12 protein-coding genes are annotated in these 14,469 nt (G+C 71.4%); 9 read left to right on the top strand and 3 right to left on the bottom strand.

The features are described 5' to 3' along the window. The first annotated feature begins 35 nt into the window (after window positions 1-35). The 8 genes from alaS (at window position 36) to OVA26_RS09660 (ending at window position 9,341) form a co-directional block, all read left to right on the top strand. Window positions 36-2,705, top strand: a complete 2,670-nt coding sequence (alaS, locus tag OVA26_RS09695) for an alanine--tRNA ligase (RefSeq protein ID WP_268103973.1) — start codon at window positions 36-38, stop codon at window positions 2,703-2,705. Continuing rightward, window positions 2,702-3,175 carry a Holliday junction resolvase RuvX gene (gene ruvX / locus OVA26_RS09690; protein ID WP_268103972.1) on the top strand — a complete coding sequence of 158 codons (474 nt, stop codon included), beginning with the start codon at window positions 2,702-2,704 and terminating at the stop codon, window positions 3,173-3,175. Before alaS ends, ruvX begins: the two co-directional genes overlap by 4 nt. An 801-nt stretch (window positions 3,176-3,976) precedes the next feature. After that, window positions 3,977-5,023 carry an endolytic transglycosylase MltG gene (gene mltG / locus OVA26_RS09685; protein WP_268103971.1) on the top strand — a complete coding sequence of 349 codons (1,047 nt, stop codon included), beginning with the start codon at window positions 3,977-3,979 and terminating at the stop codon, window positions 5,021-5,023. Next, window positions 5,017-5,853: a shikimate dehydrogenase gene (locus OVA26_RS09680; RefSeq protein WP_268103970.1), complete on the top strand. Its 837-nt coding sequence runs from the start codon at window positions 5,017-5,019 to the stop codon at window positions 5,851-5,853. The genes mltG and OVA26_RS09680 overlap by 7 nt, the downstream gene beginning before the upstream one ends. 4 nt (window positions 5,854-5,857) lie before the next feature. Then, entirely contained in the window at window positions 5,858-7,084 is a 1,227-nt protein-coding gene (gene aroC / locus OVA26_RS09675) for a chorismate synthase (RefSeq protein ID WP_056231703.1), read from the top strand. Next, a complete protein-coding gene (locus OVA26_RS09670) occupies window positions 7,071-7,625 on the top strand; it encodes a shikimate kinase (RefSeq protein WP_056231708.1) in 555 nt (184 codons plus the stop codon). The genes aroC and OVA26_RS09670 overlap by 14 nt, the downstream gene beginning before the upstream one ends. Further along, window positions 7,622-8,698 (top strand): 3-dehydroquinate synthase, encoded by a 1,077-nt coding sequence (gene aroB / locus OVA26_RS09665; RefSeq protein WP_268103969.1) that lies wholly within the window; start codon window positions 7,622-7,624, stop codon window positions 8,696-8,698. The genes OVA26_RS09670 and aroB overlap by 4 nt, the downstream gene beginning before the upstream one ends. Window positions 8,699-8,849: 151 nt before the next feature. Continuing rightward, on the top strand, window positions 8,850-9,341 hold the full coding sequence (locus OVA26_RS09660; protein WP_268103968.1) for a GNAT family N-acetyltransferase: 492 nt from the start codon (window positions 8,850-8,852) through the stop codon (window positions 9,339-9,341). A 158-nt stretch (window positions 9,342-9,499) separates the two neighbouring features. On the opposite strand, the gene OVA26_RS09655 is transcribed toward OVA26_RS09660, so the two are convergent. The 3 genes from OVA26_RS09655 to OVA26_RS09645 form a co-directional block, all read right to left on the bottom strand. Then, window positions 9,500-10,819 carry an MFS transporter gene (locus OVA26_RS09655; RefSeq protein ID WP_056231723.1) on the bottom strand — a complete coding sequence of 440 codons (1,320 nt, stop codon included), beginning with the start codon at window positions 10,817-10,819 and terminating at the stop codon, window positions 9,500-9,502. 13 nt (window positions 10,820-10,832) lie between these two features. Continuing rightward, window positions 10,833-11,738 carry a shikimate dehydrogenase gene (locus OVA26_RS09650; protein ID WP_268103967.1) on the bottom strand — a complete coding sequence of 302 codons (906 nt, stop codon included), beginning with the start codon at window positions 11,736-11,738 and terminating at the stop codon, window positions 10,833-10,835. A 214-nt stretch (window positions 11,739-11,952) separates the two neighbouring features. Beyond that, on the bottom strand, window positions 11,953-12,585 hold the full coding sequence (locus OVA26_RS09645) for a TetR/AcrR family transcriptional regulator (protein ID WP_056231733.1): 633 nt from the start codon (window positions 12,583-12,585) through the stop codon (window positions 11,953-11,955). A gap of 62 nt (window positions 12,586-12,647) precedes the next feature. Here OVA26_RS09645 and OVA26_RS09640 point away from each other — a divergent pair, with 62 nt between their 5' ends. Continuing rightward, the gene (locus tag OVA26_RS09640; RefSeq protein WP_268103966.1) at window positions 12,648-14,459 is read left to right on the top strand and encodes a sugar phosphate isomerase/epimerase and 4-hydroxyphenylpyruvate domain-containing protein; all 1,812 of its coding nucleotides are present in this window, start codon (window positions 12,648-12,650) and stop codon (window positions 14,457-14,459) included. The last annotated feature ends 10 nt before the right edge of the window (window positions 14,460-14,469 follow it).

Below are 14,469 nucleotides of genomic sequence, written 5' to 3'. Positions count from 1 at the left end.
TGGGGCGGATCCGCATGCGTACGGAAAGACCCGCCATGAAAACCGCCGAGATCGCCCAGCGCTTCCTCGACTTCTTCGAGAAGAAGAACCACACGATCGTCCCCTCGGCCTCGCTCGTCACCGACGACCCGGCCCTGCTGTTCACCGTGGCGGGCATGGTGCCCTTCATCCCGTACCTCAGCGGTGTCGTCCCGCCGCCGTACCCGCGCGCGGCCGACGTGCAGAAGTGCATCCGCACCAACGACATCGAAGAAGTCGGCAAGACCCCGCGTCACGGCACCTTCTTCCAGATGCTCGGCAACTGGTCGTTCGGCGACTACTTCAAGGAAGACGCGATCCGCTTCGCGTGGGAGCTGCTCACCGCGCCCGAGTCGGAGGGCGGACTCGCCTTCGACCCGAAGGACCTGTGGGTCACCGTCTACGAAGAGGACGACGAGGCGCGCGACCTCTGGCTGAAGCTCAGCACTCTGCCCGACGAGCGCATCCAGCGCCTCGGCAAGGACACGAACTACTGGTCGACCGGCCTGCCGGGCCCCGCCGGCCCCTGCTCGGAGATCTTCTTCGACCGCGGCCCCGCGTACGGCATCGACGGCGGTCCCGCAACCGACGACGACCGCTACGTCGAGATCTGGAACCTCGTGTTCATGCAGTACGAGATCACGAACGTGCGCTCGAAGTACGACTTCGACATCGTCGGCGAACTCCCCGCCAAGAACATCGACACCGGCATGGGCCTGGAGCGCATCGCGTTCATCAAGCAGGGCGTCGACAACATGTACGAGACCGACCAGGTGCGCCCCGTGCTCGACCTGGCCGCGAAGCTCGCCGGCAAGTCGTACGGCCAGGAGTCGCACGACGACGACGTGCGGCTGCGCATCGTCGCCGACCACGTGCGCTCCTCGCTCATGCTGCTCGCCGACGGCGTGACCCCCTCGAACGAAGGCCGCGGCTACATCCTGCGCCGCATCATGCGCCGCGCGATCCGCTCGATGCGTCTGCTGGGCGTCGAAGGCGCGACCTTCCCCGAGCTGTTCGCCGCCTCGCGCGACGCGATGAAGGAGTCCTACCCCGAGGTCGAGGCCGACTACGCGCGCCTCTCGGCCTACGCGATCGCCGAGGAGCAGACGTTCCTCCGCACGCTCGCGGCCGGGTCCGCGATCCTCGACCAGTCGGTCGTCGAGGCCAAGAACGGCGGCGGCACCACCCTGTCGGGCTCCGAGGCGTTCCTGCTGCACGACACCTACGGCTTCCCGATCGACCTCACCCTCGAGATCGCCGAAGAGGCCGGGCTGTCGGTCGACCGCGCCGCCTTCGACACGCTCATGCTCGAGCAGCGCACGCGCGCCAAGGCCGACGCCCGCGCCCGCAAGGGGGCGATCGCCGACCAGAGCGCGTACCGCGAGTTCCGCGCGCTCGGTGAGACGGTGTTCACCGGCTACACCGAGATGCAGACGGAATCGAAGATCCTCGGCATCCTCGTGCAGGGCCAGGGCACCGACCGCGCGTCGGAGGGCCAGATCGCCGAGGTCATCCTCGCCGAGACCGCCCTGTACGCGGAGTCGGGCGGACAGGTCGCCGACAAGGGCGTCATCGTCGGCCCGGGCTACGAGCTCGAGGTGCTCGACGTGCAGCGCCCCGTTCCGGGCCTGGTCAGCCACACCGTCGAGGTCACCTCGGGCGAGGTGTCGGTCGGCGCCCCCGCGACGACGGTCGTCGACGCGCTGAACCGCCACGCCGCCCAGCAGGCGCACACCGCCACGCACCTCGTGCACGCGGCGATCCGCGACACGCTCGGCAAGACCGCGACGCAGACCGGCTCGCTCAACCGCGCCGGCTACATGCGCTTCGACTTCAGCTGGGGCTCGGCGCTGTCGCCCGAGACCCGCACCGAGATCGAGGACATCGCCAACAACGCCGTCCGCGACAACCTCGAGGTCACCACGCGCGTGATGTCGCTCGACGAGGCGAAGGCCGCCGGCGCCATGGCGCTGTTCGGCGAGAAGTACGGCGACACCGTGCGCATGGTCGACATCGGCGGCCCCTGGTCGCGCGAGCTGTGCGGTGGCACCCACGTCGCCCGCAGCGCCGAGATCGGCCTGGTCAACCTCGTCGGCGAGCAGTCGGTCGGCGCATCCAACCGCCGCGTGGAGGCCCTCGTCGGCCTCGACGCCTTCCGCGACCTCGCCGCCGAGCGCGCGATCGTGTCGCAGCTGAGCTCGAGCCTGAAGACCCCGCGCGAGCAGCTGCCCACGCGCATCGCGGAGCTGGCCGCCAACCTCAAGGCCGCCGAGAAGAAGATCGCCGCCTTCGAGGCACAGGCCCTGACCGGCCGCCTTCCGCAGCTGGTCGAGTCGGCCGTCGCCGTCGGTACCGTGCGCGTCGTCGCGCAGAGCCTGGGCGAGGGCGCGTCGGCCGACGACGTGCGCTCGCTCGCCCTGCAGGTGCGCGACCGCCTGGGCACCGACCCGGCGGTCGTCGCTCTCGCGAGCGTCGCGGGTGGCCGTGTGACGGTCGTCGTCGTCACCAACGACGCCGCGCGCGAGCGGGGTCTCGCCGCCGGTGCCCTGGCGAAGAGCGCCGCGGGCGTGCTCGGCGGCGGCGGCGGCGGACGTCCCGATGTCGCCCAGGGTGGCGGGACGGATGCCACGGCTCTGCCGCAGGCGCTCGACGGCATCGTCGCAGACGTGCGGGCGACCACCGCGTGACGGTGTTCCGGCGCGGCATCCGGTTCGGTATCGACGTCGGGCGTGCCCGCGTGGGCGTGGCACGGTCGGATCCGGACGGGGTGCTCGCGGTTCCGGTCGAGACCGTACCCCGCAAGGGGGAGCCGATCCGCCGGATCGCGGCTCTCGCGGCGGAGTACGAGGCCTTCGAGATCCTGGTCGGGCTGCCCCTCAACCTGCGCGGGGAGGACACGGCATCGACCACCGACGCCCGGACGTTCGCGGCTGCTCTGGCGGAGGCGCTCCCCATGCCCGTGCGGCTGGTCGACGAACGGCTGAGTACGGTCTCGGCGCACGGCGTGTTGAGAGAAGCAGGGCGTTCCCAGCGGGATTCTCGTAGCATTGTGGACCAAGTCGCCGCTGTGGTCCTTCTGCAGCAGGCGCTCGACGTGGAGCGACAGTCTGGCGAGCCGGCCGGACCCACCGTCACACCGGGACAGGAGCCCGTCTGACATGCCCGAGAACCAGCCCCCCGAGAACGATCCGTTCGCGGATCTTTACGGTCGCCTGCCCGACCCCCGCACCGGCGCCCGCAGCTCGCGGGAGTCCGCACCGCAGACGGATGCCGCGCCTCCGTCACGCCGAGCAGCTCGAGAGGCCCGCCGGGCCGCGACGGAAGCGACCCCGATCATCGGGTCGGAGCATGCCGCTCGCCCAGCGGACGAGAACACCACCCCGTCTGCCGAGGCGCCTCGCCCGACCGAATCCCTCCCCGCCGCAGCCGCGCCCGCGCCGGCCCCCGCGCGGCCGATGAGCAGCAGGCTGCGCGCCGGATCGAGCCTTCGTCGTCGCCCCGACCCGCCGCCTCCTCGATCCCGTCCGAGCGCTCGACTCCCGCGGCCCGCCGATCCGAGGACGCTCCCGGTCCGCGCCGCGGCAGCGACACCGTTCCCGGCCCCCGTCGCACGGGCGCCCCCGCCGCATCCGGAACCCCCGCCGACGCACAGCCCACCCGCGACACGCAGTCCGCCGCATGGCAAGCCGCCGCCCGCCGAGCCGACGCCCCGCGCGCCGCCGACGCCCCGCGCTCCGGAGCGAACGCCCGCCGCACGGAGCCGTCGCGCGATCGCGAGCCCGTCCTCGTCGGTGCCGGCGCCGGCGCGGCCGCCTCCGCAGCGTCCGGCTCGGGCGCGGCATCCGGCTCCCTCGAAGACCTGTTCACCGGCGAGACCACCACGCAGCAGATCGGGTGGGCGCCGCAGAAACCCCCGAAGCGGCGCCGGTCCGTCGGTCGCTGGATCGCCCTGGCGATCGTGCTGATCCTCGTCGGTGGTGTCGCCGGCGGCGGTATCGCGCTGTGGAACACCTACGGTGACCGCGTGCAGGCGTTCCTCGGCAACGGGGAGTCGCTCGAGTACGAGGCGGGCCAAGCCACCGGCGAGGCCCGCGTGACGATCGTGGCAGGCGACACGGGGGAGTCCGTCTCGCCCAAGCTCTTCGAGGCGGGGGTGACGAAGGCCTCCAACTCGCTCTACAAGTACATGGTCGACAACGCCGTCGGTTTCACGTTCCAGCCCGGCGTCTACAAACTGCAGCAGCAGATGACCTCGGAGGCGGTGCTGGCCGCCCTGAAGGATCCGGCGAACAGGCTCGACAACTCCGTGCAGCTGCGCGAGGGCCTGACCCTGAAGCAGTCGCTCGACATCATCTCCGAGCAGACGAGCATCCCGCGCGCCGACCTCGATGCGGCGGTGGCGACGCCCTCGACGTACGGGGTGACGGCTCCGACCCTCGAAGGCTGGATCTTCCCCGCCACCTACGACTTCGACGACGGCGTCACCGCCCAGCAGGTCATCGACCGCATGGTCAAGCGCACGATCGAGTCGCTCGACAAGGCTGGTGTCGCACCCGAAGACCGGGAGCGCATCCTGACGATCGCCTCGATCATCGAGCGCGAGGCGCGCAGCAGCGAAGACTTCTACAAGGTCTCGCGCGTGATCGAGAATCGCTTGCAGCCCGACAACACCGAGACGCACGGTCTGCTGCAGATGGACTCCACCGCGCAGTACGGCGCGAACGAACTCGACGCCGGATCGTCGTCGTCGAGCGCGAACGCCCTGAACGGCGACAACCCGTACAACACGTACAAGTACCCCGGGCTGCCGGTCGGACCGATCGCCAATGCCGGAGACCTCGCGATCGATGCCGCGATGCATCCGGTCGACGGACCCTGGTACTACTTCACGACCGTGAACCTGTCGACGGGCGAGACGGTGTTCTCGACCACCTACGCCGATCAGGAGAAGGCGGTCGCGCAGTTCCAGCAGTGGTGCCGCGAGAACCCGAACGGCGGATGCTGACCGCCCCACGCCGCCTCGCCGTCTGGGGCGACCCGATCGCGCACTCGCGGTCGCCCCGGCTGCACGCGGCCGCGTACGGCGTCCTCGAGCTCGATTGGGAGTACGGGCGCAGGCAGGTCGACGAGGCGGGCTTTGACAGTGCCTGGAGGAGTCTGGATCCCGACTGGCGCGGCCTCTCGCTCACCATGCCGCTCAAGCACGCCGCCGCGCGCGACGCGATCTCGCTCGACGACGATGCGCGCCTCACCGGCGCCGTCAACACCTTCCTGCTGAGCGAGGACGGACCCCGCGGCTTCAACACCGACGTGGGCGGCCTCGCGCGTGCTCTCGACGAGTTCGGGGTGCGGGAGCCCGACGCCATCCGCGTGCTCGGCGCGGGGGCCACCGCGACCTCCGCGGTCGTCGCGGCAGCCCGCGCCGGTGCCCGGACCGTCGAGGTGCGCGCCCGCCGTCCCGAGGCCGCCGCGCCGATCGCCGCTCTCGGCGACGACCTGGGCGTGGCGATCCAGGTCGCCGCCCTGGACCAACCGCTCCTGGCACCCGTCGACGCCACCATCGCGGCTGTGCCCGGGGGCACCGACCTCGGCCGCGTCGCCGACGATCTGGCATCCGTCTCGGGTCCGCTCGTCGACGTCGTCTACGGGGGCTGGCCGACCCCGCTCGCGCGGGCGTGGGAGCGCGCGGGAGGGGAGGCGCACGACGGTCTCGCGATGCTTCTGCACCAGGCCCTGCTGCAAGTGCGCGTCTTCGTCGGGGGAGACCCCGGGGTCGCCGTCGAGCGCGAGGCCGAGGTGCTGGCCGCAATGCGCACCGCGCTCATGGGAGACTAGGACCATGCTTCGCGTTCTCACCGCCGGCGAGTCCCACGGCCCCGAGCTGATCGCCCTCATGGAAGGGATGCCGGCAGGCGTCCCCATCTCTTCGGCCCAGATCCGCGCCGAACTCGCGCGTCGTCGCCTCGGCTACGGCCGGGGCTCGCGCATGAAGTTCGAAGAGGACGAGCTGTCGCTGTCGACCGGCATCGTGCACGGCTTCACCATCGGCAGCCCCATCGCGCTGCGCATCGGCAACACCGAGTGGCCCAAGTGGACCGAGGTCATGAGCCCCGAGCCCGTCGAGCTCTCCGACCGCTCGCGCGGCCGCGGGGCCGCTCTCACGCGCCCGCGTCCCGGACACGCCGACCTCGTCGGCATGCAGAAGTACGGCTTCGACGAGGCCCGACCGATCCTCGAGCGGGCCTCGGCCCGCGAGACCGCCGCACGCGTCGCCCTCGGCGCCGTCGCGCGGTCGTTCCTGAACGAACTCGGCATCCGGCTGGTCAGCCACACGCTCTCGATCGGTCCCGTGCGCGTCCCCGACGACGCGGAGTTCCCGACGCCCGACGACGTCGACCGTCTCGACGCCGATCCGCTGCGTTGCTTCCACGCCGAGACGAGCGCCGCGATGGTCGCCGAGGTCGACGACGCGAAGAAGGCCGGCGACACGCTCGGCGGCGTCGTCGAGGTCCTCGCCTACGGCCTCCCGCCCGGACTGGGCTCCCACGTGCAGTGGGATCGTCGACTGGACGCCAAGCTCGCTCAGGCCCTCATGAGCATCCAGGCGATCAAGGGCGTCGAGGTCGGCGACGGCTTCCTCACCACGACCCGCCGTGGATCGCAGGCGCACGACGAGCTCTTCGCGACCGGCGACGGGATCACCCGGTCCTCCGATCGCGCGGGCGGCACCGAGGGCGGCATGTCGACCGGCACCGTGCTGCGCGTGCGCGCCGGCATGAAGCCGATCGCGACGATCCCGAAGGCCCTGCGCACGGTCGACGTCGCCACGGGCGACACCGCTGCCGCGCACCACCAGCGCTCCGACGTCTGCGCGGTCCCCGCCGCCGGCGTCGTCGCCGAGGCCATGGTCGCGATCACCCTCGCCGACGCCGTCCTCGAGAAGTTCGGCGGCGACAACATCGTCGAGACCCGCCGCAACGTCGAGACCTACCTCGCGAATCTGCCCGAGACGCTGCGCACGACCGACGCGTCCGACGCGGCGCTCCTCGCGCATGACCTCGCCTGACGCCGCTTCCGAGACCGCGTCCGCGGGTCCCGCCGTCGTACTCATCGGGCCGATGGGGGCGGGAAAGACGAGCGTGGGCCGTCGCGTGGCGCGCGCGCTCGGAACGCCGTTCACCGACACCGACAAGCTCGTCGTGCGCGACCACGGTCCGATCCCGGCACTGTTCGTCGCCCACGGCGAACCGCACTTCCGCGCCCTGGAGCGCGACGCGGTCGTCGAGGCCCTGGCCCGCGGCGGTGTCGTGGCGCTCGGCGGGGGAGCAGTGCTCGACCCGCTGACGCGCGAACGCCTGCGCGCGCATCACGTCGTGCTGCTGACGGTGGCGCCGCATGTCGTGGCATCCCGGATCCACGGCGACGAGCGGCCGTTGCTCGGCGGAGAAGACCCCGTCGCACGCTGGCAGCGCATCTTCGACGAGCGACGACCCGTCTACGAGCAGACGGCCGACATCGCATTCGACACCTCGTCCGGCCCCCTCTCGCGGGTCGTGGACGACATCGTGGCCTGGGCACGCCGTGTGCCGGCCGGAGAGACGGCATGACCGACACCACCACCATCAGCGTCGCCGGCGACCCCGGCTACGACATCACGATCGGTCGGGGCCTGCTCGCCTCGCTCGGCGAGACGCTCCCCGCGGGGGCGCAGAAGGTGCTCGTCGTGCACCCGCCGACCCTCGCGAAGCAAGCCGAGGAGCTGCGGGCGCAGCTGATGGGCGACCGACAGGTGCTGCTCGCCGAGATCCCCGACGCCGAGGCCGGAAAACGCGTCGAGGTCGCGGCCTTCTGCTGGCAGGTCATGGGACAGGCCGACTTCACCCGCACCGACGTCGTCGTCGGTTTCGGCGGGGGAGCGGTCACGGACCTCGCGGGCTTCGTCGCGGCGACCTGGTTGCGCGGCGTCTCGCTCGTGCAGGTTCCGACGACCGTGCTCGGAATGGTGGATGCCGCGGTGGGCGGAAAGACCGGCATCAACACCGCCGAGGGCAAGAACCTCGTCGGCGCGTTCTGGCCCCCGGTCGCCGTGGTGTGCGACCTGGACCTGCTCGACACGCTGTCGAAGAACGAGGCGACCGCCGGGTTCGCCGAGGTGGTCAAGGCGGGCTTCATCTGGCATCCCGAGATCCTCGACCTCATCGAGGCCGACCCCGAGGGGATCGTCGATCCGCGCGGAGAGGGCTTCCGCCGCTGCGTCGAGCTCGCGATCGACATGAAGGCGCGCGTCGTCGGCGAGGACCTGCGCGAGGCCGGGCTGCGCGAGGTGCTGAACTACGGCCACACGCTCGGCCACGCGATCGAGCACGCCGAGCGCTACCGCTGGCGCCACGGCGCGGCGATCTCTGTCGGCATGGTGTTCGCGGCCGAGCTGTCGCGCCTCGCGGGCCGCCTGTCCGACGACGTCGCTCAGCGCCACCGCACGGTGCTCGAGTCGCTGGGGCTCCCCACGACCTACCGCGCCGGCGCGTTCCAGACGCTCAAGGCGACCATGCAGCGCGACAAGAAGAGCCGCGGCAGCATGCTGCGGTTCATCGTGCTCGACGACCTCGCTCGCCCGACGGTGCTGCAGGCGCCCGACGAGTCGCTGCTGTTCGCGGCGTACCAGGAGGTCGGTGCGTGAGCACCGCCCGACGGGGGACACCCGTCGACAACGCCCCGTTCGTCAGCCGCAACCGGACCCGGGCGGGACGCGCCCCGCGCCCTGCACCCACGGGCGGGGTGCGGGAGTGACGATCGGCGTGCGCCGGGTGCGCGCGGGCGAAGGCGCACGCGTGTGCGAACTGCGGCTGCGCGCGGTGAGCGACCCGGTGGCATCCATCGCCTTCCTCACCACCCGCGAGCAGGAGCTCGAGCGCGACCCCGAGTTCTGGGACGAACGAGCCGCCGGCGGAGCCTCCGGCGGCTCGACGGCGATGTTCGTGGCCGAAGACGGCGACACGTGGGTCGGGTCGGTGACCGTGCTCGTGCGTCGCGCGGGCGAGATCGACCACACCGGGCGGAGGCTGCCCCAGGGCCGCGCCGACGTCGTGGGCGTCTACGTCGCGCCCGAAGCGCGGGGCAGCGGCGCGATCGACGCTCTGCTCGACGCCGCCGCGCGGTGGACAGCCGAGCAGGGCTTCGAGACGCTGTCGCTCGACGTGCACGTCGACAACCACCGCGCCCAGGCCGTCTATCGCCGCGCCGGATTCGTCGCGACGGGCGAGACCTTCACCGGCCCCATCGGCGCCGAGCTCGCGATGAGCAGGTCTCTGCGCACGCTCTGACGCGTACAGCCGACGGCATCCGCCCCTCGTCCTCTCTAGTGCGAGGCCGCAACCCCGCGGACACGAAAGCCCCGCGCACGCGAACCCCCGCCCCCGCGAACGCCCCGCGCACGCGGAAGCCCCGCCTCCCGAAGAAGACGGGGCCTCTGCGTGACAGGTCAGACCGTGGCCGGGACGCGACGCTCGGCCGCGAGACCCAGCTGGTCGGTGGGCACGTCCTTCGTCTCGCGAGCGGTGAGCGCGCTCACCGAGGCGATCACCGCGATGACCGCGGTGAAGACGCTGATCACGACCCAGCCGCCGGCGGACCCTCCGCCGAGCGCTGCGACGATGCTCGGCGCGAACCCGGCCATGAGAAAGCCGAGCTGCGTGCCGATCGCCATGCCCGAGAAACGCACGCGAACGCTGAACATCTCGCCGTAGAACGACGGCCACACGGCGTTGGCCGCGGCGTACCCGCACGAGAAGGTGAGGATCGCGAGACCGAAGGTGACGAGCGTGTTCCCCGCCCCCATCGACAGCATGTAGAACGGCATGAACACCGCCGACGACAACGCCCCGTAGATGAAGACGGGCTTGCGGCCGATCCGGTCGGCGAGCTTGCCGAACAGGGGCTGGGTGAGCAGGGCGACGACGTTGGCCACGACGACGAGCCACAGGGTGACGCTGGCATCGAGTCCCTGCTCCTTGCCGTACGCGATGGCGAGCGTGCCGAAGACGGTCGACACGGCGGCGATGAACGCGCAGCAGATCACGCGCAGCACGTCGCGCCAGTGGTTCTTCAGAAGCGGCACGAGCGGCATGCGGGCGATCTGGCCGTCGGCTTTGGCCTGCTCGAACTCGGGCGTCTCGTGCAGGCTCCGGCGGATGAAGAACGCCACGACCACGACGACCGCGCTCAGCCAGAACGGCACGCGCCAGCCCCACGAGAACTTGATCTCATCGGGGAGGGCGACGACCGGGATGAAGATGAGGGCCGCGAGGATCTGCCCGCCCTGGGTGCCGGTGAGCGTCCACGACGTGAAGAACGAGCGGCGCGAGTCGGGGGCGTGCTCGAGGGTGAGCGACGACGCGCCCGCCTGCTCGCCGGCGGCCGAGAGCCCCTGCGCGAGGCGGCACAGCACGAGCAGGGCCGGAGCGAACCAGCCGATCTGCGCGAAACCGGGGAGGCAGCCGATGACGAAGGTCGAGAGCCCCATCAGCAGCAGGGTGAACATCAGCACCTTCTGTCGACCGATGCGGTCACCGAAGTGGCCCAGGATGACCGCGCCGAAGGGACGCGCGATGTACGCGAACCCGAAGGTCGCGAACGACATCACGAGGGCCGCCTGGTCACCCGACGGGAAGAACACGGTCGGGAAGATGAGGGCGGCGGCCGAGCCGAACAGGAAGAAGTCGTAGTACTCCACGGCGCTTCCCATGAAGCTGGCGGTGGCCGCCTTCACGGGAGTCTTCCGCGTCGTTGCGGTGGTGGTCATGGACGAGTGCTCCTTAGCGGGAGAGGGCCGGGCCGACGGGGAGGTCGGCGGTCGGGCCGGGGGTGACGAGGTCGAGGAAATGGGCGGTCATGCGGTCGGGATCGGGTCGCGTCCCGGTGATGAGGGCGAAGGCGTCGACGGCCTGGTGGACCGCCATGCGTCCGCCGCTGAGGGTGCGGCATCCGCGCTCGCGCGCGGTGACGAGGAGTTCGGTGTCGAGGGGCCGGTAGACGATGTCGGCGACCCACAGCTCGGGCCGCAGCAGGTCGGCGTCGAGGGGGAGTCCCGGGTGCTCGGCCATGCCGACGGGGGTGCAGTGCACGAGGCCGTCGGCGTCGGCGAGCACGGCGGGCAGGTCGGTGGGGGAGGCGGTGTCGACGAGGGCGAGCGGATGCCGTGCGGCGAGGTCGTCCGCGAGGCCCCGCGCTCGCGACGGGTCGAGATCGACGATGCTCAGCCGGGCGGTGCCCAGGCGCAGCAGCGCGTCGGCGACGGCCGACCCCGCCCCGCCGGCGCCGAGCTGGACGACGTGCCGGGTCTCGGCATCCGGAAGCCCATCGGTGAACGCGGCGGCGAAACCGGTCGTGTCGGTGTTGTGTCCGACGCGCCCGGTGGGGGTGAAGAGCACGGTGTTGACCGCGCCGAGGGCCGCGGCGACCGGATCGATGCGGTCGAGGTGGGCGAGCACGCTCTGCTTGCAGGGGTGGGTGACGTTGACGGCGTCGTAGCCGAGACGTTCGGCCCAGGCGAGCACGTCGCCGATGCGGTCGGGGTCGATGCCGAGAGCGGTCAGATCGAGCGGGCGGTAGACGTAGGTGAGCCCGAGCGCACGGGCCTCGGCCATGTGCATGGGCGGCGTCAGCGACGGGAGCACGCCCGTGCCGATGAGGCCCACGAGATAGGGGTGCGAGTCGATCACGGTGCTCCTTCGTCTCCGCGTCACCGGCCTATGTACTAACCGGTACGTTCAGAGGCAACCACGGTCGCGCCGTGGTGTCAACGACAAGATTCCGCATGCCGTGGACCCGGGGCGCCGCGCGGGTATCCGGTGGCTTCACGGGCTCAGCCACCCGTGTCGCGAGATCCCTGAGCGTGCCGAAGGGTCCGGGGACCGACATGCCCCCTCCGTGCGATCAGCGCGCGGGAGCCGTGAGCCAGCCGACGACCACGTCGCCGATCACCGCGCGCAGGTGCGGGCGGCGGTCGGGGGAGGAGAGGTCGACGTCGAACAGGTGCCCGAAGGTGTACCGGTTCGCGACCTGGAACACGCAGTAGGAGCTGATCACGAGGTGCACGTCGATCGCGTCGACGTCGGCGCGGAAGATGCCGTCGGCGCGGCCGCGCTCGAGGATCTCGTCGAGCAGACCCTTGGCCGGTTGCGACAGGGTGCGCAGTCCCTCGATCTGGCGGATGAAGGTGCCGCGGTGGATGTTCTCGATCGCCACGAGACGAATGAAAGCGTCGTGCCCGACGTGGTGGTCGTAGGTCAGCTCCGCGAGGGCGCGGATCGCGTCGACCGGGTCGGCGTGATCGACGTCGATCGAGCGCTCGGCCTCGCGGATCCCGCGGTACGCCTCTTCGAGGACGGCCCGGTAGAGCCCCTCTTTGCTACCGAAGTAGTAGTAGATCATCCGCTTCGTGGTGCGCGTGCGGGCGGCGATCTCGTCGACGCGGGCGCCCGAGAAGCCGTCTTCGGCGAACACCTCCGTCGCCACCGCGAGCAGTTCGGAACGCGTGCGTTCGGCGTCTCGACGTGCCTCGGCCATGGCTTCAACCTACTGGACGGGGGAGTGGACCCCGTTTGTACTAACTGGTACATTCGGCCGCCATGAGGACCTCGATGGCGACCGTCTGCATCAGCGGCACCCTGGCCGACAAACTCCACGCGTGCGCCCACGCCGGTTTCGACGGCGTCGAGATCTTCGAACCCGACCTGCTGGCGGCCCCCGAGAGCCCCGAGGAGATCGCCGCGCTCGCGGCCCGCCTGCACCTCACCCTCGACCTCTACCAACCGATGCGCGACGTGGAGGGCGTCGACGAGGTCGCGTTCTCCGCCGTTCTCCGCCGCGCCGAGGCCAAGTTCCGTCTCATGAACCGCCTCGGCATCGACCTCGTGCTGTGCTGCAGCAACGTCGCGACCGCGACGATCGACGACGACGAGGTGTCGGCCGGGCAGTTGCGCCGGCTCGGAGACCTCGCACAGAGGCACGGCATCCGGATCGCCTTCGAAGCCCTCGCGTGGGGCCGTTTCGTCGACGACTACCGCCGCGCCTGGCACATCGTCGAGCTCGCCGCTCACCCCGCGGTGGGGGTCTGCCTCGATTCGTTCCACATCCTCTCTCGCGGGCACGACCCGGCCGACATCTCCCGGATCCCCGCCGAGAAGATCTTCTTCGTCCAACTCGCCGACGCCCCGCGCCTGAGCATGGACGTGCTCTCGTGGAGTCGCCACCACCGCCTCTTCCCCGGCGAAGGAGACTTCGACCTCGTGGACTTCACGGCGAGGATCGTGGATGCCGGGTACTCGGGCCCGTGGTCGCTCGAGGTGTTCAACGACACCTTCCGACAGACCGACGCGCTGCGCACGGCCCGCCACGCGCGGCGGTCGCTGCGCTGGCTCGAAGACGCGGTGGCGCGCGCCCGACCGACGGCGCCGGCCGCGCTGCGCATGCTTCCCGACTCCGCGGCCCCCTCGGGGGTTGACTTCGTCGAGATCAAGGCGGAGGACACCTCCGCGGTCGAGGAGCTCCTACGGCAGCTCGGCTTCACCTCTCGCGGGCGCCACCGTACGAAGCCCGTGATCCTCTGGACCGCCGGGAACGCGCGCGTCGTGCTGAACGAACAGCACGCGCGGGGATGGGAGCCGCGACTCGCGGCGATCGGTCTCGAGGTCGACGACGCCGAAGCGGTCGACCTGCGCATGGACGAGCTCCGCGTGCCGCGCGCCTGGCGCCGCACTTACGCGAGCGAGGAGCGACTCGACGGCGCCGTCGCTCCCGACGGCACCGAGGTGTACTGGGCCCAGGCCGCCGACGAGGGCGAACCGGCGTGGGTCGCGGAGTTCGAGCACGGCGAACCCGAACGCCCGAGCGAGGTGATCGGCGTCGACCACGTGAGCCTCTCGCAGCCCTGGCAGGCGATCGAAGAAGCCACCCTCTTCTACACCGCCGGGTTCGCCCTGCGCGTCGACAGCAGCACCGAGGTGCCCGGGCCGCAGGGCCTCGTCGCCAGCCGCGTGCTCGGCGCCCCCGGCGGCGGAGTGCGACTGCCCCTCAACGTCGCACCGCCGATCCTCGCGGGCGAGCGCGCCGGCGCCGCCCTGCCGCAGCACGTCGCGTTCGCCTGCACCGACGTGCGCGCCCTGGCGCGCGCCGCACGGGCGCGGGGTTTCGTCCCCCTCGCGATGCCCCGCAACTACTACGACGACCTCGCCGCACGGTTCGAGATGACGGATGCCGCGGTCGACGAGCTGCGCGAGCTGCATCTCGGCTACGACCGCGACGCCGCGGGCGAATACCTGCACTTCTACACGCGCACGATCGGCGAAGTGTTCCTCGAGTTCGTCCAGCGCGTGGACGGCTACGCCGGATACGGCGCGGGGACCGCCCCGGTCCGCCTGAGCGCGCAGGGTCGGCGCTGATAGCGTGCCG

Source organism: Microbacterium sp. SL62 (assembly GCF_026672635.1).
Lineage (GTDB): Bacteria > Actinomycetota > Actinomycetes > Actinomycetales > Microbacteriaceae > Microbacterium > Microbacterium testaceum_A.
Note: the sequence above shows the minus strand (reverse complement) of the source record. Positions and strands in the feature narration are given on the sequence as shown.

Bases quoted from the DNA above. Each gene is read 5' to 3' on its own strand.
- alaS (WP_268103973.1), top strand. From the start codon at position 36: ATGAAAACCGCCGAGATCGCCCAGCGCTTCCTCGACTTCTTCGAGAAG.
- OVA26_RS09680 (WP_268103970.1), top strand. From the start codon at position 5,017: ATGCTGACCGCCCCACGCCGCCTCGCCGTCTGGGGCGACCCGATCGCG.
- aroC (WP_056231703.1), top strand. From the start codon at position 5,858: ATGCTTCGCGTTCTCACCGCCGGCGAGTCCCACGGCCCCGAGCTGATC.
- OVA26_RS09670 (WP_056231708.1), top strand. From the start codon at position 7,071: ATGACCTCGCCTGACGCCGCTTCCGAGACCGCGTCCGCGGGTCCCGCC.
- aroB (WP_268103969.1), top strand. From the start codon at position 7,622: ATGACCGACACCACCACCATCAGCGTCGCCGGCGACCCCGGCTACGAC.
- OVA26_RS09655 (WP_056231723.1), bottom strand. From the start codon at position 10,819: ATGACCACCACCGCAACGACGCGGAAGACTCCCGTGAAGGCGGCCACC.
- OVA26_RS09645 (WP_056231733.1), bottom strand. From the start codon at position 12,585: ATGGCCGAGGCACGTCGAGACGCCGAACGCACGCGTTCCGAACTGCTC.
- OVA26_RS09640 (WP_268103966.1), top strand. From the start codon at position 12,648: ATGAGGACCTCGATGGCGACCGTCTGCATCAGCGGCACCCTGGCCGAC.